The sequence below is a fragment of the Mesorhizobium sp. WSM4815 genome (assembly GCF_055811575.1).
The window spans coordinates 238,913-264,213 of record NZ_JBVVQS010000099.1; the positions used below are offsets into that span (position 1 = coordinate 238,913).

22 protein-coding genes are annotated in these 25,301 nt (G+C 63.1%); 10 read left to right on the forward strand and 12 right to left on the reverse strand.

The features are described 5' to 3' along the window. Nucleotides 1–2: 2 nt before the first annotated feature. The 3 genes from AC0L2B_RS24410 to AC0L2B_RS24420 all read right to left on the reverse strand — a co-directional run bounded on the left by AC0L2B_RS24410 (nucleotide 3) and on the right by AC0L2B_RS24420 (nucleotide 4,313). Nucleotides 3–1,181: an efflux RND transporter periplasmic adaptor subunit gene (locus tag AC0L2B_RS24410; protein ID WP_473747121.1), complete on the reverse strand. Its 1,179-nt coding sequence runs from the start codon at nucleotides 1,179–1,181 to the stop codon at nucleotides 3–5. Nucleotides 1,182–1,575: 394 nt separating this feature from the next. Continuing rightward, entirely contained in the window at nucleotides 1,576–3,849 is a 2,274-nt protein-coding gene (locus AC0L2B_RS24415; protein WP_473747122.1) for a xanthine dehydrogenase family protein molybdopterin-binding subunit, read from the reverse strand. A gap of 2 nt (nucleotides 3,850–3,851) precedes the next feature. Continuing rightward, the gene (locus tag AC0L2B_RS24420) at nucleotides 3,852–4,313 is read right to left on the reverse strand and encodes a (2Fe-2S)-binding protein (RefSeq protein WP_473747123.1); all 462 of its coding nucleotides are present in this window, start codon (nucleotides 4,311–4,313) and stop codon (nucleotides 3,852–3,854) included. Nucleotides 4,314–4,431: 118 nt separating this feature from the next. Between AC0L2B_RS24420 and AC0L2B_RS24425 the strand changes: the two genes are divergently transcribed. Then, the gene (locus AC0L2B_RS24425; protein WP_473512242.1) at nucleotides 4,432–5,028 is read left to right on the forward strand and encodes a TetR/AcrR family transcriptional regulator; all 597 of its coding nucleotides are present in this window, start codon (nucleotides 4,432–4,434) and stop codon (nucleotides 5,026–5,028) included. 13 nt (nucleotides 5,029–5,041) lie between these two features. Here the strand turns inward: AC0L2B_RS24425 and AC0L2B_RS24430 are convergent, their stop codons facing one another. The 3 genes from AC0L2B_RS24430 to AC0L2B_RS24440 all read right to left on the reverse strand — a co-directional run bounded on the left by AC0L2B_RS24430 (nucleotide 5,042) and on the right by AC0L2B_RS24440 (nucleotide 7,872). Continuing rightward, nucleotides 5,042–6,172 (reverse strand): patatin-like phospholipase family protein, encoded by a 1,131-nt coding sequence (locus AC0L2B_RS24430; RefSeq protein WP_027152943.1) that lies wholly within the window; start codon nucleotides 6,170–6,172, stop codon nucleotides 5,042–5,044. Between the two features lie 37 nt (nucleotides 6,173–6,209). Then, the gene (locus AC0L2B_RS24435; protein WP_473747125.1) at nucleotides 6,210–6,992 is read right to left on the reverse strand and encodes a 3-hydroxybutyrate dehydrogenase; all 783 of its coding nucleotides are present in this window, start codon (nucleotides 6,990–6,992) and stop codon (nucleotides 6,210–6,212) included. A gap of 190 nt (nucleotides 6,993–7,182) precedes the next feature. Beyond that, a complete protein-coding gene (locus tag AC0L2B_RS24440; protein WP_473747126.1) occupies nucleotides 7,183–7,872 on the reverse strand; it encodes a TetR/AcrR family transcriptional regulator in 690 nt (229 codons plus the stop codon). 100 nt (nucleotides 7,873–7,972) lie between these two features. Here AC0L2B_RS24440 and AC0L2B_RS24445 point away from each other — a divergent pair, with 100 nt between their 5' ends. After that, entirely contained in the window at nucleotides 7,973–8,419 is a 447-nt protein-coding gene (locus AC0L2B_RS24445) for a hypothetical protein (protein ID WP_473747127.1), read from the forward strand. Between the two features lie 93 nt (nucleotides 8,420–8,512). Here the strand turns inward: AC0L2B_RS24445 and phaR are convergent, their stop codons facing one another. Then, nucleotides 8,513–9,124: a polyhydroxyalkanoate synthesis repressor PhaR gene (gene phaR, locus AC0L2B_RS24450; protein WP_027152940.1), complete on the reverse strand. Its 612-nt coding sequence runs from the start codon at nucleotides 9,122–9,124 to the stop codon at nucleotides 8,513–8,515. Between the two features lie 312 nt (nucleotides 9,125–9,436). Between phaR and AC0L2B_RS24455 the strand changes: the two genes are divergently transcribed. Both AC0L2B_RS24455 and phbB read left to right on the forward strand, forming a co-directional pair. After that, nucleotides 9,437–10,615: an acetyl-CoA C-acetyltransferase gene (locus AC0L2B_RS24455; RefSeq protein ID WP_473747128.1), complete on the forward strand. Its 1,179-nt coding sequence runs from the start codon at nucleotides 9,437–9,439 to the stop codon at nucleotides 10,613–10,615. 125 nt (nucleotides 10,616–10,740) lie between these two features. Beyond that, nucleotides 10,741–11,466, forward strand: a complete 726-nt coding sequence (gene phbB / locus AC0L2B_RS24460) for an acetoacetyl-CoA reductase (protein WP_091593354.1) — start codon at nucleotides 10,741–10,743, stop codon at nucleotides 11,464–11,466. 104 nt (nucleotides 11,467–11,570) lie between these two features. Here the strand turns inward: phbB and AC0L2B_RS24465 are convergent, their stop codons facing one another. Next, the gene (locus AC0L2B_RS24465) at nucleotides 11,571–12,821 is read right to left on the reverse strand and encodes an FAD-dependent oxidoreductase (protein WP_473747129.1); all 1,251 of its coding nucleotides are present in this window, start codon (nucleotides 12,819–12,821) and stop codon (nucleotides 11,571–11,573) included. Between the two features lie 77 nt (nucleotides 12,822–12,898). Between AC0L2B_RS24465 and AC0L2B_RS24470 the strand changes: the two genes are divergently transcribed. The 5 genes from AC0L2B_RS24470 to AC0L2B_RS24490 all read left to right on the forward strand — a co-directional run bounded on the left by AC0L2B_RS24470 (nucleotide 12,899) and on the right by AC0L2B_RS24490 (nucleotide 19,601). Then, nucleotides 12,899–13,483: a TetR/AcrR family transcriptional regulator gene (locus AC0L2B_RS24470; protein WP_473747130.1), complete on the forward strand. Its 585-nt coding sequence runs from the start codon at nucleotides 12,899–12,901 to the stop codon at nucleotides 13,481–13,483. A gap of 691 nt (nucleotides 13,484–14,174) precedes the next feature. Further along, complete coding sequence (locus tag AC0L2B_RS24475; protein ID WP_473747131.1) at nucleotides 14,175–17,561, forward strand: helicase-related protein; 3,387 nt, start codon at nucleotides 14,175–14,177, stop codon at nucleotides 17,559–17,561. A 14-nt stretch (nucleotides 17,562–17,575) separates the two neighbouring features. After that, the gene (locus tag AC0L2B_RS24480; protein ID WP_023803891.1) at nucleotides 17,576–17,962 is read left to right on the forward strand and encodes an RNA-binding S4 domain-containing protein; all 387 of its coding nucleotides are present in this window, start codon (nucleotides 17,576–17,578) and stop codon (nucleotides 17,960–17,962) included. Nucleotides 17,963–18,213: 251 nt separating this feature from the next. Further along, on the forward strand, nucleotides 18,214–18,552 hold the full coding sequence (gene fdxA / locus AC0L2B_RS24485; protein ID WP_023803892.1) for a ferredoxin FdxA: 339 nt from the start codon (nucleotides 18,214–18,216) through the stop codon (nucleotides 18,550–18,552). Between the two features lie 467 nt (nucleotides 18,553–19,019). Next, complete coding sequence (locus tag AC0L2B_RS24490) at nucleotides 19,020–19,601, forward strand: CarD family transcriptional regulator (RefSeq protein ID WP_027152934.1); 582 nt, start codon at nucleotides 19,020–19,022, stop codon at nucleotides 19,599–19,601. A 193-nt stretch (nucleotides 19,602–19,794) separates the two neighbouring features. On the opposite strand, the gene AC0L2B_RS24495 is transcribed toward AC0L2B_RS24490, so the two are convergent. From AC0L2B_RS24495 to AC0L2B_RS24505, 3 genes are all read right to left on the reverse strand, one after another. Continuing rightward, nucleotides 19,795–20,568: an amino acid ABC transporter ATP-binding protein gene (locus AC0L2B_RS24495; RefSeq protein WP_473512246.1), complete on the reverse strand. Its 774-nt coding sequence runs from the start codon at nucleotides 20,566–20,568 to the stop codon at nucleotides 19,795–19,797. Next, nucleotides 20,565–21,245, reverse strand: coding sequence for an amino acid ABC transporter permease (locus AC0L2B_RS24500; RefSeq protein WP_023803896.1), 681 nt, complete (start codon nucleotides 21,243–21,245; stop codon nucleotides 20,565–20,567). The genes AC0L2B_RS24495 and AC0L2B_RS24500 overlap by 4 nt, the downstream gene beginning before the upstream one ends. Nucleotides 21,246–21,405: 160 nt before the next feature. Then, the gene (locus AC0L2B_RS24505) at nucleotides 21,406–22,179 is read right to left on the reverse strand and encodes an amino acid ABC transporter substrate-binding protein (RefSeq protein ID WP_473587774.1); all 774 of its coding nucleotides are present in this window, start codon (nucleotides 22,177–22,179) and stop codon (nucleotides 21,406–21,408) included. Between the two features lie 344 nt (nucleotides 22,180–22,523). On the opposite strand from AC0L2B_RS24505, the gene AC0L2B_RS24510 reads away from it, so the two are divergent. Continuing rightward, nucleotides 22,524–23,387 (forward strand): RNA polymerase factor sigma-32, encoded by an 864-nt coding sequence (locus AC0L2B_RS24510; RefSeq protein WP_091593367.1) that lies wholly within the window; start codon nucleotides 22,524–22,526, stop codon nucleotides 23,385–23,387. A 230-nt stretch (nucleotides 23,388–23,617) separates the two neighbouring features. On the opposite strand, the gene AC0L2B_RS24515 is transcribed toward AC0L2B_RS24510, so the two are convergent. Then, the gene (locus AC0L2B_RS24515; protein WP_236369087.1) at nucleotides 23,618–25,045 is read right to left on the reverse strand and encodes a M48 family metalloprotease; all 1,428 of its coding nucleotides are present in this window, start codon (nucleotides 25,043–25,045) and stop codon (nucleotides 23,618–23,620) included. Nucleotides 25,046–25,301 lie beyond the last annotated feature (256 nt).

Consider the following 25,301-nt stretch of genomic DNA (forward strand, 5'->3'; position numbering starts at 1 on the left):
GATTACTGCGTCCCGGCCGTCGCTTCGCCCAGCAGCTTCTGGATGGTCGCCTGGTCGGCCTCGACCGGCTTGACCACTTCGCCTTCCTTCACCAGTTCCTGGCCGGCGACGATGATGCGCGCATCGGCAGGGATGCCGCCGAGCACCAGGCCGGTTGGCGTATCGTCGACCAGATCGATCGGGAAGAACACGACCTTGTTGTCCTTGTCGACGGCGCGGATGCCGAGATCGCCCTTGTCGCCGAGCGTCACCACGGAGCGCGGCAGCATGACTGCGTCGGTCGGCTGCGCGCTCAGCGCGATCTCGGCGGTCATCCCGGCCGGAATGGTGCCCTCGGGGTTGGGGATTGCGATCTCGACGCGGAAGGTGCGGGTGGCGGACGAGGCGTCGCGGCTGATATAGCGCACGGTGCCCTCGACATTCTGGCCGCTGACCAACCGTACCTTCGCCTTGTCGCCGATCTTCAGATAGCCGAGATCACGTTCGCTGACCTCGCCGCGGGCGATCACCGGATCGAGGCTCAGAATGGTCGCCACTTCGCCGCCCTGCATCACGGAACTGCCAAGCTCCACCGGTACCCGGTCGATGACGCCGTCGAACGGCGCCTTCACCTCGTTGCGGTCGAGTTCGGCCTGCGCGGCTTCCAGGTGCGACTGGGCTAGCGTCAGGTTGGAGCGCGCGGTATCGAGCTGCAGCTTGGGCAGATTGCCGGTTTTCATCAGCCGCAATGCTGCATCGAGTTCGGCCCGACGCTGGACCAGAAGCTGCTTGGCGTTGCTGACCGCCGAAAGCTTTTCCTCGGCTGCCAGCATCAGCACGAGGTCGCCGGTCTTGACGCGCTGTCCCTGCTTGACCGGCAGCTTGTCGATGACGCCGGCGACGCGCGTCGCCAGGACCGCGCGCTTGTCGGCTTCGGTCAGTCCGGAAATCCGGATGGCGCGCGCATAGGTACGCCTGGGCGGGGTTATGGTCGCGACGGTGCGCAAGGTCGCCTTGGGCTGTTCTGCCTCAGCGGGCTTGGCGTTGCCGGCGTCAGCCGCCTTTGGCTGCTCGACCTCCCCCGCTTTGGATTTGTCGGCGGCCGCGCTGCCGACGGACGAGAACTCGCCCGTCGCCATCCACGCAGCGAAACCGACAAGCACAACAATGGCTGCAAGCTTGTGAAACCTGTACTTCGGCATCGTCATTTTTCCAGTGCGCGGGATTCGGCCAGGCCGCGTCTTCTAACTCGGGCGCGTCGCCGATATGGGTGCGCGCAAGGCCGTGTTCAACTTGCCGTGATCGGCGAACGAGCTTCTACATCAAAGTTGCACCGCAATATAGTCAGAAATGTTGATGGGTAATACTTCGCTGGGCAGGGTGCGGCCGCCGTGAAGCGCGCCGGACCAGCGCGGCCTTTTATCTGCGACATAACACTCGGCGCAGCGCGGATGCGAAAGCAACCGCCAGACCGCGTCCCTCGGGCAAGTCTTGGCTGCATCGACCATCATCGGTGCCGTGCCCGGCTTGCCAGTGCCCTTGGTAAAGGCGCCAGCAAAACAGCATGGCAGCAGCTGTCAGCATGATGGGAATATTTCATGCAAAGGTCACCTCCTTCGACAAGGGCAGTGTCCGGATGCGCTTGCCTGTCAGTGCGAAGATGGCGTTGGCGAGTGCCGGTGCCGCCGGCGGCGTGCCGACTTCGCCAACGCCGCCCATCTTGTGAAAATTCTCCAGGATGGCGACTTCGAACGCCGGACACTGGGAGATGCGCATGGCGTCGTAGTCATGAAAATTCGACTGCTCGACCATGCCGTCGGCGAAAGTAATCTCCTGACCCATCGCTGCCGACAGCCCGTAGATGGCGGCGGAGATGAGTTGCGCCTCGATGATACCAGGATCGAGCGCGGTGCCGACATCGGCGGCGATCCACATCTTCTCGATGCGGATCCCGGACGGCGTGTCGGCGACCTGGACGATCTCGCCGACCCAACTGCCGAAGGACAGCGTGAACGCCATGCCCTTGGCCTTGCCGGCGGGCAGCGCCTCGCCCCACTTCGCCATTTCGGCGACCTTCTCGACCACCTTCACCGCTGCCGGATAGGCAGCCATCAGCATCTTGCGCAGTTCGACCGGATCGGTTTTCCCGGCGACGGCGATCTCGTCCATAAAACCCTCATGAAAGAAGCCGTTGATCGAGCAGCCGACCGATCGCCAGAAGCCGACCGGGATGGAAGCGGGCGCAGCAATGCCGCTGACCCGGTAATTCGGGATGGTGTAGGGCTGGTCGTAGGCTCCATCGACAATGGACTTGTCGGGGCCAAGCGGCGATATCGAGGGAAACAGCCGGCGCAAGGTGCTGGCTATCGGCGATGGCGAGGCGATTGCCATGCCGATGGCGACCGGCATGCCGTCGTCGCCAAGCCGCGCCTGGAATTTGCCGACCGAAGCCGGCCGGTAAGCGTCGTGGCGCATGTCCTCCTCGCGCGTCCAGATCACCTTGATCGGCCGGCCTGCGGTTTCCTTCGCCATCAACGCGGCACAGAGCGCAAAGTCCACCTCGATACGTCGGCCGAAGCCGCCGCCCATGAAGGTGGTGGGGACGCTGACCTTGTCCTGTTCGATGCCGACAGCATTGGCGCAAAGCTGCCGCACCAAAGTCGGCGCCTGGTTGCCGCACCAGATGTCGAGAGCGCCGTCCTTCAGCCGCGCCGTCGCGTTCATCGGCTCCATCGTCGCATGTGCCAGATAAGGCACCTCATAGTCGGCCTCGACGATCCTTTCGCGGGGCGCGTCCGCGAAGGCGGTATCGACATCGCCATCGTCGCGCATCACCGATCCTTTCGTGCCGAGCGCCTGCTTCAGCACCTCGGAAATGCCGGCGCTGTCCGGCGGATATTCCGGATCGGCCCATTCGGCGTCGATCGCCTCCGCCGCCTTGAACGCCGCCCAGGTGTTTTCGGCGATGATGCCGAAGCCGTGGCCGTAATTCGTGTCGATCGGCACGATCTTGATCACGCCAGGCATTTTCTCGGCGTTGGAGACATCCGCCTTGACCGGTTTGGCCCAGAAGCGCGGGCTCATCTTGACCGTGCCGTACAGCATCTGCGGCAGCGTCACGTCGATGCCGAAGATCGGTGCCCCGGTGACCTTGGCCAGCATGTCGATGCGTTTTTGCGGTTTGCCGAGCAGTTTCCAGTCGGCTTTGTCCTTGAGCCTGATTTCCGCGGGCGGCGCCATCGTCGCAGCGGTCGCGGCGACCGCGCCATAGGTCAGCGACTTGCCCGACGCCTTGTGCAGGACCCTGCCATTGGCGGTTTCCAGCTCGGCGGCAGCTATGCCGAGCTTTTGCGCGGCCGCCGCAATCAGCATCTGCCGCGCGACGGCGCCTGCCTGCCGCATCTTGCCGAAACCGTCGACCGTCGATGTCGAACCGCCGGTGCCTTGCAGGGCGAGGAATTTTCCGACCACGCCCATGCCGGCGCGCACTATTTCAGCGGTCATGCTTTCATCGAAGAAGGCGAACGGCCCGCCCTCTTCCAGCATCGCCGCATTGAAATAGGCGTAGGAGGCCGGGCCGTGCTCGACCTTGATCTGGTCGAGCCCGACATCGAGCTCTTCGGCAACCATGGCAGCAAGCGTCGTCGAGATGCCTTGGCCCATCTCGGCGCGCGGCGCGACGATGGTGATGGTGTTGTCGGCGCCGATTTTCACATAGGGGTTGAAGGTCGCTTCATCGGCCGCGAGGTCGCCTTCCAGCGGATTCGGAAAAGGCTTGCGATAATAGTAATAGCCGACGGCGACGCCGCCCGCGATGGCAGCGGTGCCGATGAGAAACGTGCGGCGGGCGATCTTTCCGACACTGGCCATGGTCAGATTCCCGCCGTCTTGAGGACGACCGCTCGTCTGATCGCCGCACGGATCTTCGGGTAGGTGCCGCAGCGGCAGAGATTGCCGCCCATGGCATCGTCGATGTCGGCATCGGTCGGGTCGGCAACCTGGTCGAGCAGCGCCACCGCGCTCATGATCTGGCCGGCTTGGCAGTAGCCGCACTGGGCGACCTGCTCTTCCAGCCATGCCTGCTGTACCGGATGCAATCTGCCTTCGGTGCCGATGCCTTCGATCGTGGTGACCGCGCCGGTGACCTCACCGATCGGCAATGAACAGGAGCGCACCGGCTGGCCGTCGACATGCACCGTGCAGGCGCCGCAGGCGGCGATGCCGCAGCCGAACTTCGGCCCGGTCTTGCCCATGAGATCGCGCAGCGCCCACAGCAGCGGCATTTCGGGATCGGCATTGACGTCGAATGCCCGCCCGTCGACGGTGAGGTGCATGGGGATACCCTTTGTTGTCGTCCACAGCCCGGGCAGGCCCGGTCGGCCATTCGCCCTTATACATCTTGACAAATTACGTCATTTTGTCAATAGAGCTTTTGCAGGATAAAGTCGCGCCATGATCGAGATCGAGGACATCGCCACCGACCCCAAGCGCGCCCGCATTCTGGACAGCGCGATGAAGGTGTTTCTGGCCTATGGTTTCGCCCGCACCACCATGGACGACATTGCGCGTGCCGCCGACATGTCGCGGCCGGCGCTTTATCTCCAGTTCAAGAACAAGACCGATATTTATCGCGCCATTGCGGTGATGCTGCTCTCCCGCTCGCTCGAGCAGGCGAAAACGGCACTCGCCGGCGAAGAACCATTTGCCGAGCGCACGATGCGGGCCATCGACGAAGCGCTGATCTCGATGACGCGCACCGTCCACGCCTCGCCGCATGGCGCCGAACTCCTCGACATGAAATCGAGTCTCGCCGACCTGATCGGCTGCTGGCGCAGCCGGTTTTCCGAGCATGTCGCGGCAGCGATCCAGAGCGAGGCCGGACGCAATGGCGTCGATCTCACCGCCAAGGGCTTGTCGGCAAAATTGCTGGCCGACATGCTGCTCGACGGACTGGAAGGCATGAAGATGCGCATCAGCGATCCGGACGAGCAGCGGCGGGCTGCGGCCGTGCTGATCAAGGTGATCGATCTAGCCTTGCAAAAAAACTGACAAACAAAACGCCTCAGGCTCGGCGACGCGCTGCCTCGGGCTTCTTGCGTGCTGCAAGGAACTCCTTGACCCGCCGGCCCGGTGCCGGACCACGCATCGGCTTGAAGCCGTCGTCGAGCTCGCCTGAGAGGTCAAGCGTCGGCCGCTTGCCGACGGCGTCGTAATTCTCCTCCAGCCAGTCGCTGGCGGCGGTGCGGCCAAGGTCGCGCAGATAGGTCAGAAACGCCCATTCGGCATTGACCTTGGACGATGCCGACAGGTCCTTGAATGCCTCGTCGGCATCGATGCGGTGCATGCGGATGTCGCGGTATTCGCCATGCGGCAGCCGGCCGGCGGCAATCAGCTCCTTGATGAAGGCGATCGAGCGGAATTCGCGCAAGAGTCCGGCGTTGAAGGTGATCTCGTCGATGCGATTCTGGATTTCGTTGGCGCTCTTAGGCGTCCCCTCGCGGACCACCGGATTGATCTGCACCAAAAGCACGTCCTCGGTGGCAGTCGTCTTGAAGAACGGGAACAGCGCCGGATTGCCGCCATAGCCGCCATCCCAGTAGGGCACGCCCTTGATCTCGACGGCGCGGAACAGCTGCGGCAGGCAAGCCGACGCCATCACCGTGTCGAGATCGATCTCGCCATCGGAAAAGACGCGTAACTGCCCGGTCTCGACATTGGTCGCGGAGATGAACAGCTCCATCGATTTGCAGGCGCGCACATTGCCGAAATCGATCTCCTGTTCGATCACGTCGCGCAGCGGGTTGAGGCCGAGCGGGTTGGCGACATAGGGCGAAAACACCCGCGACATCGTGTCGAAAAACAGATAGCCCGGCGTGTTCTCGATCGACCAGTTGCCCCAGGCGACGTCCCACGGCATGCGCTGCACCGGGCTGAACCGGCCCTTCCGCGCCACCGCACGCCAGAAATCGTCGAGCTTCTGCCGCGCGCCCTCGACGCCGCCGCGGACGAAGCCGTCGGCCAGCGCCACCGCGTTCATGGCGCCGGCGCTGGTGCCCGAAACCGCCGCGATGTCGAGCCGTCCGTCCTCCAGCAGCTGGTCGAGCACGCCCCAGGAAAAGGCGCCGTGCGAGCCGCCGCCCTGCAGCGCGACGTTGATCTTCTTGGGCTCCTCCGCCTTGCCGTTTGTCGTCATGGCGTTGTCCTTGATCTGTAGAGAGCCCTTGGATGGATCACTGCGCGGTCCAGCCGCCGTCGACCGAGATTTGCGTGCCGTTGATCTGCGCTGCCGCATCCGAGCACAGGAACACCGCGGCAGCGGCAACTTGCTCGACCGTGACGAATTCCTTGGTCGGCTGCCTGTCGAGCATGACCTCGCGGACCACCGTGTCGCGGTCCATCTTGTTCGCCTTCATCTGGTCGGGGATCTGCGCCTCGACCAGCGGCGTCAGCACATAGCCGGGACAGATGGCGTTGCAGGTGATCTTGTCGCGCGCCAGTTCCAAAGCGACCGTCTTGGTCAGTCCCATGATGCCGTGCTTGGCCGCGACATAGGCCGATTTGAACGGCGAGGCGACCAGCCCATGGGCCGAGGCGATGTTGACGATCCTGCCGCCGCCGGCTTCTCTCATCAGCGGGATGGCGGCGGCGATGGTGTGAAAGACCGACGACAAATTGATGGCGATGATGGCGTCCCACTTCTCGACGGGAAATTCTTCCACCGGCGCGACATGCTGGATGCCGGCATTGTTGACCAGGATGTCGACCGAGCCGAAGCTCTCGGCTGCCTTTGCGACCAGCGCCCGGCATTCGGCCGGCTTCGACATATCTGCCTTGATGTAGACAGTCTTCACGCCGTGATGCTTGGCGATCGCATCGGTGACGGCCTGGTCGTCGGCCGTGTCTGAAAAGGAATTGACGACGATGTTGCAGCCATCGGCCGCGAGGGCATGGGCGATTGCCAGGCCGATGCCCGAGGTGGAACCGGTGACGATGGCGGTTTTTCTGCTGGGCAAGGCGAAATCCTTCATTACGGCGCTAACGGACCATATTGCAGCGCAGCATATATGTCTCGTGTGGCGCAAAAACAGCGGCACTCAGTGGCGATGACATGAAATTTTTGTCATGAAAGAGGCCACCCTTCACTCGAAGCTGTGCGCCTGACACCAGTGCGAAGACAGGTTTTGCAGTGCGAAGACAGTTTTGTCAGCGATCCCCGGAAGCCACTTCAGGGCGCTCGTGAGATTGCGTTTCGGGATTCGTCATCTGGCTGATGAAAATACGCAGAGCTTTCCGTACGGCGAGCGATGGCGGCTCGGACGGATGCCACTCCGGGAAATGACCATCGATCGCCATGCGTGCCAGGCCGTAGACAAATGCGCGGGCGGCAAGCACCAGATGATCGAAGTCGGTGTCCGGGGCCAGCCGACCTTGTTGTTGCGCTTGGGTCAGCAGGGCGATCATTTTCCGGCGAACGGCTTCATTCTGATCACGAAGACTGTCCGACGCGTCGAAATCGATCAGCGTTCGAGAACTGATGATCTGGAAATGCGTGGGATTGCTGATCGCCCACTCCAGATAGCCTTGCCCGATCGCTTCGAAGGCCACAATGGGATCTGCGCTGCCGACTTTGGACTGCGCATCGGCAACGGCCTCGGTAAGCCGGTTCATCGCCTGTTCGGCGACGGCGGTCAGCAGTGCTGATTTCGACCGAAAATGCCGGAATGGCGCGCCGGGCGAAACGCCGGCACGTTTTGCCGCCTCGCGCACCGAGACATGCTCTGCTCCGCGCTCTTCGATGATCTCTACGGTAGCAGCGATCAAGGCCTCGCCCAGATTTCCGTGATGATAGCGCTTGGGGTTGGCGGCTTCGCCGGAATCCGTGGGGCTGGTCATGCCTGCCAATAGCACGATGCCGACATGTAATCACTGATTATTTTCTTGCGTCCATGCGTTTCATATGTAATCAGTGATTACAACATCAATGGAGGTTATCATGCTTCGCATCATCGCAACGACTGCCTTTGCTTTCTCTTTACTGTCGCTCGGGTCTGCCCAGGCCGAAGATCGGCCAACCCTGCAAATCGTCTGGCCGGCGGCCGGTTCGGTCATCGAACTCGGCAATGACCCAGAGAAGGCGATAGGCGTCGTCGTCAGCAGCAACTTCACGCTTCTGCCAGCGGGTGAATGCGACGGCGTCAGCCAATGCGGCCATTTGCATATGAAGATCGATCCCGCCGGAGATACCTGCAACATCCCCGGCAAGCCGTACAACAGCATGAACAGCGACTTTGGCGGCGATCTTGTCAAGGCTCGTTTCGGCCATTGCCCGGATGCCGCCGGCAAGCATGTGATCGGCGTCCTACTTGCCGATGATCATCACAAGCCCATTCTCGTCGACGGCAAACCTGTTACGGCTCTGGTGACGGTGACGACGAAATAGCGCGGGTCGGGCGGGACTCAGCCTCATTCGAGCGGAGATTTCTGATACGGCCTGCTGATGAGAGATTTCGGCCGGGGTTGGTCCGGCCGGCGATCACGACATCGTGTCGAGTTTGCGCTGCATGGCGGCGATCTGTTCCTTCAGTTCCTGAAGGTCGTCGGGCTTTTCCGACGTCTCTTTCCTGGCCGGCTCCGCCGGCGCTGCGGAAGTGCCATTCGAGCCTGCGGGTGGGAAGGGCGTGAACAGGCGCATGGCGTTCTGGAACATCTCCATATTGCGGCGCGTCTGCTCTTCCAGCGCCTTGATCGGCGTGGCGATCTTCATCATGTCCAGCGGCGACTTGCCCAACGCACCCTTCATCTGCTCGCGGAAGCGTTCCTGCTCCTTTGAGAAGGCGATCATCGACTGTTCGAGGAAGCTCGGCACGATCATCTGCATCTGGTCGCCGTAAAAAGCGATCAACTGGCGCAGGAACGGAATCGGCAGCATGTTCTGCCCTTCCTTGTTCTCCAGTTCAAAGATGATCTGGGTCAGCACCGGATGGGTGATGTCGTCGCCGGTCTTGGCGTCCTGGACGGTGAACTCCACGCCCTTCTTGACCATTTCGGCAAGGTCCTCGAGCGTCACATAGGTGCTGGTGCCGGTGTTGTAGAGGCGGCGATTGGCATATTTCTTGATGATAATCGGTTCGTCTTTCGCGGCCATCAGCATCCTCCCGGGACACCGGCGCACTTGAGGTAAGCTGCCGGTAACGATTGCGCCTTTTCAAGGATATGCGCAAAAGCGTCACAATTCCAAGCGGTTTGTGCAGTGCGGCATCAATTAATGCTGCACGGCGGGCTAAAAATGCTGCGCAGCAATGGGCCAGCTGTATCCACCACGATGCGCAACCTGCTTGCGGCGCATGGCCGGTATGCCCATTTCCGGTTTGACTTGGATCATTGAAAGGGCAAGAAAAGCCCTGACGATACAAACTGCGATACCAAAACCTCGATACCTCGAAGTGTGGAGAAGAACATGTCCGCTGCCATCGTTGTCGCCAGTGCGGCGCGCACGCCCGTCGGTTCCTTCAACGGCGCCTTCGCCGCCACGCCGGCGCATGAGCTTGGTGCCGTCGTCATCAAGGAGTTGCTGTCCCGTGCCGGTGTCGAGCCGGCGGAAGTCGACGAGGTCATCCTCGGCCAGGTGCTGACCGCGGCTCAGGGCCAGAACCCCGCCCGCCAGGCATCTATCGAAGCCGGCCTGCCAAATGAAACCACCGCCTGGGGCCTCAACCAGGTTTGCGGCTCAGGTCTGCGCGCTATTGCTCTCGGTATGCAGCAGATCGCGACAGGCGATGCCAAGGTGATCGTCGCCGGTGGGCAGGAATCGATGTCGCTGGCCCCGCACGCTCAACACCTGCGTGCCGGCGTCAAGATGGGCGACTACAAGATGATCGACATAATGATCAAGGATGGGCTGTGGGACGCCTTCAATGGCTACCACATGGGCAACACGGCCGAAAACGTCGCTCGCCAGTTCCAGATTACCCGCGAGGACCAGGACCAGCTCGCATTGGCCTCCCAGAACAAGGCAGAGGCCGCGCAGAAGGCCGGCAAATTCAAGGACGAGATCGTGGCCTTCACCGTCAAGGGCAAGAAGGGCGACACCATTGTCGACCAGGACGAATATATCCGCCACGGCGCCACGATCGAGGCGATGACCAAGCTGAGACCGGCCTTCGACAAGGACGGCACGGTGACCGCCGCCAATGCCTCCGGCATCAATGACGGCGCCGCCGCCGTGCTGCTGATGACCGAAGCGGAAGCCGCAAAGCGCGGCATCACGCCGCTGGCGCGCATAGTGTCCTGGGCGACCGCGGGTGTCGATCCGCAGATCATGGGCACCGGGCCCATTCCCGCCTCGCGCAAGGCGCTGGCCAAGGCCGGCTGGTCGGTCGGCGATCTCGACCTGGTCGAGGCCAACGAAGCCTTCGCCGCCCAGGCCTGCGCCGTCAACAAGGACATGGGCTGGGATCCGTCGATCGTCAATGTCAATGGCGGCGCCATCGCCATCGGCCATCCGATCGGCGCCTCCGGGGCCCGCATCTTCAACACGCTGGTTTACGAGATGCGCCGCAGAAGTGCCAGGAAAGGCCTTGCCACGCTGTGCATCGGCGGCGGCATGGGGGTCGCCATGTGCGTGGAAGCGCTGTGAAGTCATCTGCAAAGCGCCGTGAAGACGGAGCGAGCAAGCCGTGAAACAGTCGGTGGCGAACAGGCTCGATCGTCGTTAGAGCCTTCCCGTTCGCCGCCCGCCGATCGAGAAAAAGGGAGGATATGATGACAAAGGTAGCACTCGTCACCGGTGGGTCGCGCGGCATTGGCGCCGCGATCTCGATCGGCCTGAAAACCGCCGGCTATCAGGTCGCCGCGAACTACGCCGGCAATGACGAAGCGGCCCAGAAATTCAAGGCAGAGACCGGCATCCCCGTCTACAAATGGTCGGTCGCCGACTACGATGCCTGCGCCGCCGGCATCAAGCAGGTCGAGGCCGATCTCGGCCCGGTTTCCGTTCTGGTCAACAATGCCGGCATCACCCGCGACGCCATGTTCCACAAGATGACGCGCGAGCAGTGGAAAGAGGTCGTCGACACCAATCTTTCCGGCGTCTTCAACATGACGCACCCGCTGTGGGTCGGCATGCGCGACCGCAAGTTCGGCCGCGTCATCACCATCTCCTCGATCAATGGCCAGAAAGGCCAGACCGGCCAGGTCAATTATTCGGCGTCGAAGGCCGGCGATATCGGCTTCACCAAGGCGCTCGCCCAGGAAGGGGCGCGGGTCGGCATCACCGTCAATGTCATCTGCCCCGGCTACATCGCCACCGAGATGGTCAGGGCGATGGACGAGAAGGTGCTCAATGAGCGCGTCATCCCGCAGATCCCGGTCGGCCGCCTCGGCGAGCCGGAAGAGATCGCACGCTGCGTCGTCTTCCTCGCGTCAGACGATGCCGGCTTCATCACCGGCTCGACCATATCAGCCAATGGCGGCCAATATATCACCTGAGGCGTCATCTCACCTGAGGCGTCGGCCTGTTGCCGGTGACCGTTGCACGGGTCTAACCACCCACACGGCCGAGTTCGAGGCCGGGATCCGGATTACTCCGGCTGTCAGGCGACACGCTTCAGCCCTGGTTCGGCTGCCGGCTTGGTCTGGGCGACTGGAGCCGGCTGGCGCGAAGGTGCCGGCAGGCGGGCAAGCGACGCCCGGCTGAGGCCCGACAGTTTCAAGGCGATGCGACGCTTCAGAAATGGAGTGAGATTCAGCGCCGAAAGCACGAGATTGCGGACGAACCGCTTCACCGAATTGCGGGAAAACGCCATCTCGGTCATCATGCCCGCCAGTTCAAGCACCTCCTGGGCCGCCGGGCGGCGCAGCGTTTCGTAGAGGTCGAGCGCGGTTTCCGGCCGCACGCCGTTCACCACGTCGCCAAGCAACTGGCCAAGCACGACCGCGTCGATGATGCCCGTGTTCATGCCTTGCCCTCCCGCCGGGCTGTGCACGTGCGCGGCATCGCCGATGAGGAACAATCGGTCCTTGCGGTACGAGCGGACCAGGCGGTGATGCACGCGAAAACGTGAGCTCCACGCCAGCTCGAGCACCCGGGTTCTTTTCTTGGTCGGGCCACGGCTGTCGAGCAGCGCCTGGATGTCGGCGACCGCGGGGTTTTCCGGTGCGTCATCCATTGTCGCGACGATCCGGTACGAACCGTCCGGGAGCGGTGCCACCACCACCAGCCCGGCCGGTGCAAAGAACAGCGACACTTCCGTCGGGCCAACCGGCCAGTCGAGACGAACATCGGCGAGTACGAACGAAGCATCATAGGCGGCGCCGTCGAACTCGATGCCGGTCGACTTGCGCACCAGGCTGTGCATGCCGTCGGCACCAATGACGTAGCGTGCCGATATCAGTTTCTCGCGGCCGTTCTCGACCACCGTCACGTGTGCGCCGTCAGCATCCTGAACGACCGCCTTGGCCTCGACCACGCGGTGAACCACGCCGCCCAGGGCTGCGATCCGTTCGGCGAACACCTGCTCGGTCAGGTTCTGAGGCAGCATCATCAGATAGGGATGCCTCGAAGGAAGCTTGCTGAAATCGAGATTGAGCAGCGCCCGGTTGCGGTCGCGGATGGCAAAATTCTGCAGTTTTAGGGCAAGTTCGCTCAGCCGCTGCGTGACGCCGAGAGGCTCCAGCGTTTCCAGCGTCTGCGCATGGATGACGCCCGCCCGCGAGGTCTGGAGGCCCTGCGCCAGCCGCTCGATCAGGACATGATCGACACCGGCCTGGTGCAGCACGATGGACAGCGCCATGCCGGTCGGGCCGGCGCCAACGATCAGGACTTCCGTGGTTTCGGGCAACATCTCTCTCTCCATCAACGATCGTTGACTTTCTAGGCGAAGCCATTGCATTTGTCAACGGCTGTTGGCATAAGTATTTCATGACCGAGAATCAGCCGAAAAAACCCGGCAAGTCGGACCGCACGCGCGCCAAAATCCTGGAGGCCGCGAAGCTCCTGTTCGCCGAGCACGGCTATGAGGGCGCCTCGATCCGGGACGTCGCGGCGCATGCCTCGATCGATCCGGCCATGGTGATCCGCTATTTCCGCAGCAAGGATGAGCTGTTCGCCAGGGCGGCGGTCGTCGACCTGCAATTGCCGGCACTGCGGGTGATCGACCGAAATGCCATCGGCGAAACGCTGATCAGGCGTTTTCTTGAAGTCTGGGAGGGCCCGGCAAGCGGCCCTGGCATGGCAATTCTGCTGCGTTCGGCGACGTCGAACGAATTCGCCGCGGAAAAATTGCGCGACGTATTTGGCAACCAGGTCAGGCCGGTGATTGCGGCGGTCGCTGACCCCGCCGATGCGGGTCGACGGGCCGGGCTCGTTTCGAGCCAGTTGCTGGGTCTGGCGATGTGCCGATACCTGCTGCGGCTTCCGCCCGTCGTCGCCCTGTCGCGCGACGAAATTATCCAGAACGTCGGCCCTACTTTGCAGCGCTATGCCGTGGGAGAGGATGCGCCTTGAACAAGCCGGGCTGGCAGTCTGGTCCTCGTGCAGCGACTGCGCCGACCGACGGGCGTGACGCCGATTTGTGCCGAAGCGGCACGCAAAGGGTTAACCGCGGCCGTGCGGCCTGTGCAAAACCCTGTTCCCCGCCTGTGGATAACAGGTGGAATACCTGTTCACGATACTACATATGGGGGTGAACAAACCGGGAAACATGCTCCGGCGCCGATTCGTCGCCGTTTCGTTCCGGCTTTGAGCGCGGTGTTAACCGACAAAGGCTGAAAAACATCCCCAAATGGTTAAGGCGCGTTAGGAAAGACTAATTATTTCAAAATGTTGGATGACGCCGGCCGACCTGCGTCGATCGTTCAGCGGCAAAGGTTAACGGCGACGTCAGCCCTGCATGAAACGGGCCAGTTCGGCGATTCAGCATGTGGTGAGACTCGCAGGCGAGAAATCCAGATGTAGCCGTGAACAAACCCTGAATCTGCGCGAGTCAGCGATTCGTAGCCGATTCGTTCCAGACTCGTTCCAACTGTTAAATCGGAACGGCGGAACGGCATGTCGACGCCGACGGAAGGCTTCGAGCTGCCGTCGGAATATTCTGCTTTCGCTTCACGCCCAAAATCCCTATGTGTCGGCTGTCACCCGCGCCACCACGGGGCGTGCTCCCGACAACGCGAGGCAGAGAGCCTTAATTTCCAGGTCGATGAACATCCAGCCGAAACACACTGAGCCACTGATCCTGTCAGGCCGCGACGTGACCGCTGTGCTCGGACCAACCAACACCGGCAAGACCCATCTCGCCATCGAGCGCATGGTGGCGCATGAAAGCGGCATTATCGGCCTGCCGCTCAGGCTGCTCGCCCGCGAGGTCTACTCGCGCGTCTGCGAAAAAGTCGGCGCTCACAAGGTGGCCCTCATCACCGGTGAGGAGAAGATCCAGCCCGACGGCGCCAGATATTCGGTCTGCACCGTGGAAGCCATGCCGCGCGAGACCGACGCCGCCTTCGTTGCCGTCGACGAGGTCCAACTGGCCGGCGACCTCGAGCGCGGCCACATCTTCACCGACCGCATCCTGCATCTGCGCGGCCGCCAGGAGACGCTGCTGCTCGGCGCAGCGACCATGCACGGCATCCTCCAGCGTCTGCTGAAGGGGGTGTCGGTGGTGACGCGGCCACGGCTGTCGCATCTCGCCTATGCCGGCTCCAAGAAGCTGACCCGCCTGCCGCGACGTACGGCGATCGTCGCCTTCTCCGCCGACGAGGTCTATGCCATCGCCGAACTGATCCGCCGCCAGCAGGGCGGTGCGGCAGTCGTGCTCGGCGCGCTATCGCCGCGCACCCGCAACGCGCAGGTGGAGCTGTTCCAGTCGGGTGATGTCGATTATCTGATTGCCACCGATGCGATCGGCATGGGCCTCAACCTCGATCTCGATCACGTCGCCTTCGCCCAGAACCGCAAATTCGACGGCTACCAGTATCGCAACCTGACGGCGGCCGAGCTCGGCCAGATCGCCGGCCGCGCCGGCCGCCACTTGCGCGACGGAACTTTTGGCGTCACCGGCCAGGTCGATCCACTGGACGAGGAACTGGTCAAGAAGATCGAAGCGCATGATTTCGACCCGGTGAAGGTGCTGCAATGGCGCACCGCGCGTTTCGATTTCGCCAACCTCGACGCGCTGAAGCGCTCGATCGAGACCAACGCGCCGGTTGAAGGCCTGACGCGCGCGCTGCCGGCGGTCGATGCGCAGGCGCTCGAACATCTGTCCCGCGACGAGGACATCCGGGCGCTTGCCACCGACGCCAGGCGCGTGGCGCTGTTGTGGGAGGCCTGCGCCCTTCCCGATTACAGGAAAATCGCCCCGGCTCAGCATGCCGACCTGATCGCCTCGATCTACATGGACCTTGCCAGGCATGGCCATGTCGATGAGAATTACATGGCCGAGCAGGTGCGCCGCGCCGACACCACCGAGGGCGACATCGACACGCTGTCGCACCGGATCGCCCAGATCCGCACCTGGACTTTCGTTTCCAACCGGCCCGGCTGGCTGGCCGATCAGGCACACTGGCAGGAAAAGACGCGCGAAATCGAAGACAGATTGTCGGATGCGCTGCATGAGCGGTTGACGAAACGCTTCGTAGACCGCAGGACTTCCGTCCTCATGCGGCGCCTTAGAGAAAATACCATGCCTGAAGCCGAAATCAGTCCAACCGGAACCGTCCTCGTCGAAGGCCATCATGTCGGCGAGTTGCAGGGGTTCCGCTTCACCGCGGACCAAAGCGCCGGCGGCGAGGACGCCAAGGCGGTGCGCACAGCAGCCCAGAAGGCGCTTGCAGCCGAATTCGAGGCGCGGGCCGAACGCTTCGGCGCCTCGGCCAATGGCGACATCGCGCTCGGCTCCGATGGCACGCTGCGCTGGATCGGCGCGCCGATCGGCACGCTGGTCGCAGGCGACGAGCCGTTGAAGCCGCGCCTGGTGCTGCTGGCCGACGAGCAGCTCACCGGTCCCGCCCGCGACAAGGTCGCGGCGCGCGCCGAGCGCTTCGTCAATTTCCAGATCGAGTCGCTGCTGAAGCCGCTGGTCGACCTCAAGAACGCCGAGCAGATCACCGGCATCGGCCGCGGCATCGCCTTCCAGCTCGTCGAGAATTTCGGCCTCATCAACCGCCGCGACATCGCCGAGGAGATGAAGTCGCTCGACCAGGAGGGCCGCGCCGCCCTGCGCCGGCTCGGCGTGCGCTTCGGCGCCTACCACGTCTTCGTGCCGGCGCTGATCAAGCCGGCTCCGGCCGGACTGGTGACGCTGTTGTGGGCGCTGCAGAACGACGGCAAGGACAAGCCTGGCTTTGGCGACGTGGTTCACGCGCTGGCCTCCGGCCGCACCTCGGTGGTCATCGATCCCACCTTCGACAAGACCTTCTACAAGCTGGCCGGCTACCGCAATCTCGGCCGTCGCGCGGTGCGCGTCGACATCCTCGAACGGCTGGCCGACCTGATCCGGCCAGCAACCAACTGGAAGCCGGGCCTCGGCCAGCGCCCCGACGGCGCCTATGATGGTCAGTCCTTCATGGTGACGCCGCCGATGATGTCGATCCTCGGCGCGACGGCCGACGACATGGAAGAGATTCTGAAAGGCCTCGGCTACCGGGCCGAGCCGAAGGCGGCTGTCGCGGTGAAGGCACGGCTCGAGGCACAGGACAATGCCGCGCGCGAAGCCGCCGCGGCCAAGCAGGCGGCGGAAGAACAAGCCGAACAGGCCAAGGCAGCTGAAGCCGCGATTGCCGACGCAGCCGCCGAGGCGCCGGCCGACAGTTCTGAGCCGGATGCAGTGGCAGAAGCCACGGCGGAGGCTCTCGCGGAACCCGCTGCCGAAGCGGAACCTCTCGCAGAAGCTCAACTGCAAACTCCGCCTGAGGTCACGGTAGAGGGTCTGCCTGCAGCTGAAGCCGCAGCTCGAGAGGCAGCACCCGAAACCGCCGAGGTTGAGGTCGCACCGGCGGAGCCGGCTTCCGAAGCCTCGCCCGCAACGGCAGCAGTCTCGGCCGAACCTGCCGTGGCGGCGGAAGCCGCCACCGGCGAGGCTGCTCCAGAGGCCGAGAAAGAGGCAGAAGAACCAAAACCCATCCTGTTGTGGCGGCAGGGCCGCTTCGACCAGCGCCCACGCCACCGCCACCACGACAACCGGCCCCGTGACAGGGACAATCGCCCGCGCAGCGGACAAGCCGCGCGCGATGGCCGCAGCAACGCGCCGGCAGCGGCCGGGCAGCAGGCCGGCGCTCCCGGCGACCGGCCCGCCCGTGAAGGACGCCGCGACGGCGACGGCGCCGGCAAGCCGCGCTTCGACCGCAGCAAGTTCAAGCCCAAGCCCCAGGGCGAGCCAGCCGAACGGCGCGACGGCAAGCCGCAGGGTGAACGTCCCGATCGTCGCGAAGGCCGGCCCGACTGGAAAGGCGGCAGGCCGGACGGCAAGGGTGGCGCGCCTGGTGGAAAGCCCGCGTTCCAGCCGAAGCCTCGCGAGGAGCGTCCGGTGCGCTTCGACCCGGATTCCCCCTTCGCCAAGCTCGCCGCGTTGCGCGACCACCTGAAGAAGTAAGTTCGTTCGCTCCAATGGTCACTGATGCCCGCCAGCGCATCGACAAATGGCTGTTCTTTTCGCGTGCGGTGAAATCGCGCTCGCTGGCGGCGAAGCTGGTGGTGGCCGGACGCGTTCGCATCAATCGCGACAAAGCAGCGCAGGCCTCCGATCTGGTCCGCCTCGGCGACGTCCTGACCATCACTCTCGAGCGGCGCATCTTCGTCTGGAAGGTGCTCGGCACCGGAAGCCGGCGCGGTCCCGCCGAGGAAGCGCGCTTGCTCTACGAGGATATCTCGCCACCGCCGACGCCAAAGGGCGAGGCCGTTGCCGATGCGATCCCCGCACTGCGCGATGCCGGCAGCGGCCGCCCGACCAAGAAGGAACGCCGGGAGACCGACCGGCTGCTCGGCGACGACTGACGCATAACCGGCTTTCGTCGCATCGCCGGCAGGAAATCCATTCCGGAAACACCGGCATCACGCGCAATGGCTGCCCTTGCAAGCGGCAGGCAAAGACGTTACCTCACCAAGAAAGCCTACCGCATCGGCCCGAAAATCGATATCGATTTTCCAAGAGCACGATGCGTGGATTCAAAGTGTTAGAGCGTACCTTATGCGTCCGATTGGACGCCACGTCGCCCTGATAAAACGGGACGTCCCGGAGCCGACCGATGACCTATGTCGTGACCGATAATTGCATAAAATGCAAATACATGGACTGCATCGAGGTCTGTCCGGTCGACTGTTTTTATGAGGGCGAGAACATGCTCGTCATTCATCCCGACGAGTGCATCGACTGTGGCGTCTGTGAACCGGAATGCCCGGCCGACGCGATCAAGCCGGACACCGAGCCAGGGCTCGACAAATGGCTGCAGATCAACACCGAGTACGCCGATAAATGGCCCAATATCACCGCCAAGAAGGAGCCTCCGGCCGACGCCAAGTCCTTCGATGGCGAGGCCGGCAAGTTCGAAAAATATTTTTCCCCCGAGCCCGGCCAGGGCGACTAGCGCTCGACCGCGAAAATCGAAATCGATTTTCGGAAGGACCATGCGCCAGATCAAAGTGTCACATCGTCCTTGCGCGTCCAAAACGGGCGCGTGGCACCGTAACGGCGGCGCCGGTTTGATCGGCATCACGCGTGCTGACAGGCACCGCACGTTAACTGCCTTGACAGGCGGAGATCGCGCTTGACCTTCGCGCGTGCAGCAAAACCTTGATTCTTCCGACTTTTTGTGCTACACGAACCAAACATGCCGGTGACACGACGTCGATTTATGGCGCAAACGCCCCAAATCACTGAAAGGTGAATTTTTCAATCCGGACCAGAGTGATCTGGGGCAGGCAGTCGCGACAATGCGATTTGCCGCCCTCGGCTTTTCCGGTGGGTTCGCAGTTGTGCGGCTAACGATCGGTACCCGATCGCGCGAGTTCGACCGGCAGAATGCCGGTTCCACACCAAGGAGTTCATGGCGTAATGGCAACAATCACCCCGCAGAAGAAGTCCAGCGCAGCGCGTCACGGTTTTAAGACCGGCGAGTACATCGTCTATCCGGCGCATGGCGTCGGCCAGATCGTCTCGATCGACGAGCAGGAAGTTGCGGGCCACAAGCTGGAACTGTTCGTCATCGACTTCCAGAAGGACAAGATGCGTCTGAAGGTTCCGGTCGCCAAGGCGACCTCCATCGGCATGCGCAAGCTGTCGGAAGAGGATTACGTCGATCGCGCGCTGAAGGTCGTGCAGGGCCGCGCCCGCGTCAAGCGCACCATGTGGTCGCGCCGCGCCCAGGAATATGATGCGAAGATCAATTCCGGCGACCTGATCTCGATCTCGGAAGTTGTGCGCGACCTCTACCGCGCCGACAATCAGCCGGAGCAGTCCTATTCCGAACGCCAGCTTTATGAGGCGGCACTCGACCGCATGGCGCGCGAGATCGCGGCCGTCAACCGCATGTCGGAAACCGAAGCGGTGCGCCTCATCGAGGTGAACCTCAACAAGGGACCGAAGCGCGGCGCCAAGGCCGACAACGAAGAAGCCGAGCAGGAAGAAGCAGCCTGAGCGCTTCTCGCCTTAATTTGGAAAAACCCGGCCTCGCGTCGGGTTTTTTTATTCCTAAGCTCGTCGCGTTTGACTGGATTCATGCGACGCGCTTTAGGTTGTTGTTGTTGCTATGCATGTCGTGATCGCAAAACCACCGCGCGCCCTGCATTAGTGATCGTCACCCCGCTACGCACTTTTTGGGCGACATGCCTTAAATTTCGCCACCGGTTTCCTTCTCTGCCTCCTGCTTCAGCGTCGCGATAAACCGCTTGGTTCGCTGGCGCTCCGGATTGCTGAACAAAACCGCGGCGGGGCCTTTCTCGACGACGCTGCCGGCGTCGAGGAACACCACCTCCTGCGCGATTTTGGAGGCGAGGCGCAAATCATGCGTCGCCATCACCATGGTGGTGCCCTCGCTGGCGAGCTGGCCGAGCACGTCGACCACCTCCTGCGCCAGTTCCGGATCGAGCGCCGAAGTCGGCTCGTCGCACAGCAGCACTTTCGGCGATGGCGCCAGCGCCCGGGCGATCGCCACGCGTTGCTGCTGGCCGCCTGACAACGTCGCCGGCCAGGCGTCGGCCTTGTGCGCCATCCCAACCTTTTCGAGCAGGGCGAGCGCCCGCTCGCGCGCTCGCCCGGCCGGCCATTTCAGCACCGTCACCAGCCCCTCCATGACATTTTCGATCGCCGTGCGGTGCGGGAACAGCTGGAAATTCTGGAACACCATGCCGGTCTGCAGCCGCAGGCGCTGGATGGCCCTGCCGGGAACCTTGCCGCCGGGGTGGAATTCAAGCGCGTCGTCGCCGATGCGCACCGTGCCCGAGGTCGGGATCTCGAGCAGGTTGATGCAGCGCAGAAGCGTGCTTTTCCCACCGCCCGAGGGGCCGACAAGGGCGGTGACGCTGCCTTCCTCGATGGTGACGGTCACGCCCTTCAGCACGAGGTTGTCACCAAAACGCTTCTCGATGTCGGTGAGGCCGATCATGAGCGCGCCTCGAGGAAGCCGCCATAGCGATTGAGCCGCTTTTCCAGGCGCGTCTGCAACGCCGACAGCACCGAGCTCAGCGCCAGATAGAGAGCCGCCGCCTCGACATAGAGGATCAGCGGCTCATAGGTGGTGGCGACGATGCGCTGCGCCGCCTGGAACATCTCCGGCACCGTGATGGCGGCGGCCAGTGATGTATCCTTGACCAGCGAGATGAAGGTGTTGGACAGCGGCGGCACCGCGACGCGGCCCGCTTGTGGAAGGATAGTGCGTCGCATCGCCTGGCCCCAGGTCATGCCGATCGAATAGGCCGCCTCCCACTGCCCCTTCGGCACCGAGCCTATGACGGCGCGGATGATTTCCGACGTATAGGCGCCGATATTGAGTGTGAAGCCGATCAACGCGGCTGAAAAGGCGTCGAGCAGGATGCCGACCGAGGGCAGGCCGTAGAAGATCAGGAAGAGCTGCACCAGAAGCGGCGTGCCACGGAAGATCCAGACGTAGAAGCGGACCACCGCGACCAGCGGCTTCGGGCCGAACAGCCGGACGAGCGCCGCAACCAGTCCTACGAAGAGACCGAATGCGAACGACAGCAGCGTTAGCGGCACCGTGAAGATCAGCGCGGCCCATAGCAGCGTGGGCAACGAATCCAGCATCAATTGCAGCCAGTGCGGCACGAAAATTCTCCTTGAGAGATTGCCGCCCAAAAATCGGCCCGGCAGCATCGAGGCGCGACCATAGGTCGTCATATCACGCCAAAAGCGGCGGCCGTCAAAGACGGCTCGCCGCGATACTTCGCCATGCGGGCCGGCAACCGGCCCGCTCCGTGAAATGCGCTTACTTCGAAACGTCCTGGCCGAAGTAAGTGTCGGCGATCTTCTGGTAGGTGCCGTCGGACTTGATATCGGCCAGCGCCCGATTGATGGCGGCGACCAGTTCCGGATCGCCCTTGCGCACGAGGACGCCGGAATAGTCGGCGTTTTCTTCCTGCGCGGCGATCTTCACGTTGGCGTCGGGCTTGTGCTTCTTGAAATCGAGGAAGGACAGGCTGTCGTTGATGGTGGCATCGGCGCGGCCGGTAAGAAGCAGCTGGATCGATTGGTCGAAACCATCGGTACCGACGAGTTCGGCGCCGTTCGCTTCGGCGAGCTTGCCGAAATTCGAGGTCAGCGACTGCGCCGCCTTCTTGCCCTTCAGGTCGGCAAAGCTGTTGATGTCGGTATTGTCGCCGCGCACGATCAGCACCGCCTTGGAAGCGATATAGGGATCGGAGAAATCATACTTGGCCTTGCGCTCCTCGGTGATGCCGACCTGGTTGATAACAGCGTCATAGCGCTCGGCGTCGAGGCCGGCGATCAGCCCATCCCATTTGCCTTCGAGGAATTCGGCCTTGACGCCGAGTCGCTCGGCGATCGCCTTGGCAATCTCGACGTCGAACCCGACCAGTTCGCCCGAGGCATCATGATAGGTGAAGGGGGCATAGGTGCCTTCGGTGCCGACCTTGAAGACACCGGCCTGCTTGATCTGATCGAGATTGGCGCCGGCATGGCCTGATGTGCCTGCCAGTACCTGCAGTGTTGCGGCGACGATAAGCGATTTGAGCCATTTCATTTTTCTGTGATCCCGTCATTGGCCGGCGTCCGGGCCAGCGTCCGGCGCATTTGTGAGCGCCGGAAACTGACAGATGCAGCCTGGCGAAATAAGGAACCAGATTTCAAAAATGAGACACTTTCGAAATCCAATTCTCAAAACCACATCGACTCACGCCAACCGGCCGAGGAGCGACCGCCGCATCGCGCTTTCGAACAGTGCAATCCACGCGACATCAGCGGCGGAACCATTCGCGCGGGTGGCACGTTTGTTGGCTGTTGTAGGGCGCGGCGTCGCCAATTCAACCACGATGCCAGCTCAGGGGCGAGCGATCGCACCGCAACGCCCGGAACAGGGAGCGTGGCATGATGGAAGATACGGCAGGGCGAACCATGGTCCGCGCGGCGATGAAAGCCCCCTATCTCGAGCGCGACGAGGAGCATCTTCTCGCGCTGCGCTGGAAGGAAGACAACGACCAGCAGGCACTGCACCAAATCGCCATGGCGCATATGCGGCTGGTTATTTCCATGGCCTCGAAGTTCCGCCATTATGGCCTGCCCCTCGGCGACCTGGTGCAGGAAGGCCATGTCGGCCTGCTGGAGGCAGCGGCCCGTTTCGAACCGGAGCGCGAGGTGCGGTTTTCGACCTATGCGACGTGGTGGATCCGTGCCTCGATGCAGGACTATATCCTGCGCAACTGGTCGATCGTGCGCGGCGGCACCAGTTCGGCGCAGAAGGCGCTGTTCTTCAATTTGCGGCGCCTGCGCGCCCGCTTGGCGAACGGTGCCGAGCCGATCTCGAACACCTCGCTCTACCGCGAGGTGTCGGTGGCGCTTGGCGTCTCCGAGGCCGACGTGGCGATGATGGACTCGCGCCTTTCGGCCCCGGACAGTTCGCTCAACCAGCCGCTCGCCGACGATGCGGGCGCCACCGAGCGAATGGATTTCCTGGTTTCGGACGATCCTTTGCCGGACGAAGTCGTGGGCGACACGATCGATGTCGAACGCCGCTCTATCTGGCTGAAAACCGCGCTCGGCGCGCTCAATGCCCGCGAGCTCAGGATCATCGAGGAACGCCGGCTGAGCGACGAGGGCGCGACGCTCGAAGCCCTCGGCGAGGCGCTTGGCATCTCCAAGGAACGCGTCCGCCAGATCGAGGCACGCGCCATGGAAAAGCTCAAGATAGCGCTGGTGAAGCAAAACCCCGAGTTTCTGGCGACCGCCGCCTAGGGTGTGTTGCGATTCAGGTTAGGACGAGTCGGAGTCGAAGACGGGCGCGAAGCGACCAAACCAGGTGGTTTCCGAGAACCAGAGCGGAGCGTACATAAAGTACGTGAGCACCGGCCTACGCCGGCCGTAGCCTTACTGCCGCGACCGCTCATGAGTGCTCCGGCCGGCGAAGGTCGGAAGCGCAGGAAATTGCCGTTTGCGGGCCGGCATCACCTGAATATCGACACACCCTATCTGTCGGTGATGATCTTGACCTTGTCGCCGGCCGAAACGGCTGCGCCGGGCGACATTGCATTGAGCACCCTGAACAGGTCGAGCTTGCGGTCGACGCCGACCATCTGCGCCGCGAGCGAACCCATGGTCTGTCCGGGCCGGACCGTGACGACGCGGATATGCAGCGGCTTCAGCGCTGCTTTTTCGGCCGCGCTCAAGATCCGGAACGAGCCGCTGACCGAGCGCGCCACCGCGTCCAGCGAGGTGCTGGCGGAGGGGGCTGCCGTCAGCAGCCGGTAGACCTGGCCGCCGGCGCGGATCACCGCGATGCCGAACTGCCAGCCCTCGGCGCTGGCATGCGCCGTCGCCGCCTCGTTGCCGTTGATTGTTTCCTGGCGCACGCTGCTTTCGTCGAGACCGGCCACCCAGCCGCTGCGGAGGTAGTCGGTCAGCGATCGGTTCCTGTCGATCGAGACGCCGTCGAAGCGGATCGCTATGTCGCCCGGCCCGGTTGCCGTCACCGCCGCGGCCGAGTTGTCGATGATGAAGCCGTCGGGCACCGAGAACGACACGCCGAGCCCCGGATGCAGGAAGGTTTCGCCACGCACATAGCCTTCCTCCGGCGTGTCGCCGTAAAGCAGCCCGTCTATGCCGGCGAGGAAGGCGTCGCGGTCGCGCGTGCCGACGCCGGGCGCGCCGAACTGGCGGGCATGGCGCTGCGCCAGATCGATGCGTTGCGGCGTGTTCGGGTGCGTTGCCAGGAAGTCGAGGCTGGCGTCGGTGGCGCCGCTGATCGAGCGGAAATCGGTGTAGGCCGACATGGACTGCAGGAAGCGGCCGGCGGCAAACGGATCGAAGCCCGCCTCGCCGATCGACTTGATGCCGATGCCGTCGGCCTCCAGCTCCTGATTGCGCGAGAACTGGGCAAGCCGCAGCTTGCCGCGGATCAGTGCCGCCTTGGCGGTCGGGCTGTCGCCGAGCACATCCGAGACGACTTTTGTCGCAAAGCCTTCCTCGGCCTCGAGCTGCTGGCGCTGCAAGCCGTGGTTTGCAGTGACATGGCCCATCTCATGCGCGATGACCGCGGCGAGCTCGGCCGAATCGTTGGCCAGCGCCAACAGGCCGCGCGTGATGTAGAGATAGCCGCCAGGCAATGCGAAAGCGTTGACGTTGGGCGAATTGAGGATCGTGATGCGGTAGGTCTGGCTCGGGTTGGCCGAAACCACCGTCAGGCTGCCGACGACCTTGGCGACCATGCGCTCGAGCTTGGGATCGGAATATTCGCCGCCATAGGTCGCGAGGATGCGCGGATGCTGCGCCTTGGCCATTTCGGCGACCTTGCTGTTGGCGGCAACATTGTCGACGGTGACCGGTTTGCTGGAAGGCTGGAAGCCGGATTCCTGAACGTCCGGAGGCGTGAACATCTGGCAGCTTGCCAACGCCATGGCAAAGCCGGCCAGCGCCAGGAAGCGCGCCAGCGGTTTCCTTCTCACTCTGTCTGTGCCGGTCGGCAGAACAGCTTCCTTTCGGCTCTCAGCACATGGCCCGAAAATCGGGCATCGATTTTCAGATCATGCGCAAAATCAACTGCCACAGCGTCCTTCGAGCCCACGAGCGCGGATGGCACCGTAGTGGCAAATCACAACCTATGCCGGACCAGTATCGGAGGACCTAGCCACACTACTTTGACCATGGCAAGCA

What these genes read in the sequence shown, in the direction of transcription:
- AC0L2B_RS24495 (WP_473512246.1), bottom strand. Translation starts at nt 20,568, where the DNA reads ATGATCGGCCTCACCGACATCGAGAAGCGTTTTGGTGACAACCTCGTG.
- AC0L2B_RS24480 (WP_023803891.1), top strand. Translation starts at nt 17,576, where the DNA reads ATGGTCACTGATGCCCGCCAGCGCATCGACAAATGGCTGTTCTTTTCG.
- AC0L2B_RS24490 (WP_027152934.1), top strand. Translation starts at nt 19,020, where the DNA reads ATGGCAACAATCACCCCGCAGAAGAAGTCCAGCGCAGCGCGTCACGGT.
- AC0L2B_RS24505 (WP_473587774.1), bottom strand. Translation starts at nt 22,179, where the DNA reads ATGAAATGGCTCAAATCGCTTATCGTCGCCGCAACACTGCAGGTACTG.
- fdxA (WP_023803892.1), top strand. Translation starts at nt 18,214, where the DNA reads ATGACCTATGTCGTGACCGATAATTGCATAAAATGCAAATACATGGAC.
- AC0L2B_RS24445 (WP_473747127.1), top strand. Translation starts at nt 7,973, where the DNA reads ATGCTTCGCATCATCGCAACGACTGCCTTTGCTTTCTCTTTACTGTCG.
- phbB (WP_091593354.1), top strand. Translation starts at nt 10,741, where the DNA reads ATGACAAAGGTAGCACTCGTCACCGGTGGGTCGCGCGGCATTGGCGCC.
- AC0L2B_RS24440 (WP_473747126.1), bottom strand. Translation starts at nt 7,872, where the DNA reads ATGACCAGCCCCACGGATTCCGGCGAAGCCGCCAACCCCAAGCGCTAT.
- AC0L2B_RS24455 (WP_473747128.1), top strand. Translation starts at nt 9,437, where the DNA reads ATGTCCGCTGCCATCGTTGTCGCCAGTGCGGCGCGCACGCCCGTCGGT.
- AC0L2B_RS24410 (WP_473747121.1), bottom strand. Translation starts at nt 1,181, where the DNA reads ATGCCGAAGTACAGGTTTCACAAGCTTGCAGCCATTGTTGTGCTTGTC.
- AC0L2B_RS24465 (WP_473747129.1), bottom strand. Translation starts at nt 12,821, where the DNA reads ATGTTGCCCGAAACCACGGAAGTCCTGATCGTTGGCGCCGGCCCGACC.
- AC0L2B_RS24420 (WP_473747123.1), bottom strand. Translation starts at nt 4,313, where the DNA reads ATGCACCTCACCGTCGACGGGCGGGCATTCGACGTCAATGCCGATCCC.
- AC0L2B_RS24515 (WP_236369087.1), bottom strand. Translation starts at nt 25,045, where the DNA reads ATGGCGTTGGCAAGCTGCCAGATGTTCACGCCTCCGGACGTTCAGGAA.
- AC0L2B_RS24425 (WP_473512242.1), top strand. Translation starts at nt 4,432, where the DNA reads ATGATCGAGATCGAGGACATCGCCACCGACCCCAAGCGCGCCCGCATT.
- AC0L2B_RS24470 (WP_473747130.1), top strand. Translation starts at nt 12,899, where the DNA reads ATGACCGAGAATCAGCCGAAAAAACCCGGCAAGTCGGACCGCACGCGC.
- AC0L2B_RS24475 (WP_473747131.1), top strand. Translation starts at nt 14,175, where the DNA reads ATGAACATCCAGCCGAAACACACTGAGCCACTGATCCTGTCAGGCCGC.
- phaR (WP_027152940.1), bottom strand. Translation starts at nt 9,124, where the DNA reads ATGGCCGCGAAAGACGAACCGATTATCATCAAGAAATATGCCAATCGC.
- AC0L2B_RS24510 (WP_091593367.1), top strand. Translation starts at nt 22,524, where the DNA reads ATGATGGAAGATACGGCAGGGCGAACCATGGTCCGCGCGGCGATGAAA.
- AC0L2B_RS24415 (WP_473747122.1), bottom strand. Translation starts at nt 3,849, where the DNA reads ATGGCCAGTGTCGGAAAGATCGCCCGCCGCACGTTTCTCATCGGCACC.
- AC0L2B_RS24430 (WP_027152943.1), bottom strand. Translation starts at nt 6,172, where the DNA reads ATGACGACAAACGGCAAGGCGGAGGAGCCCAAGAAGATCAACGTCGCG.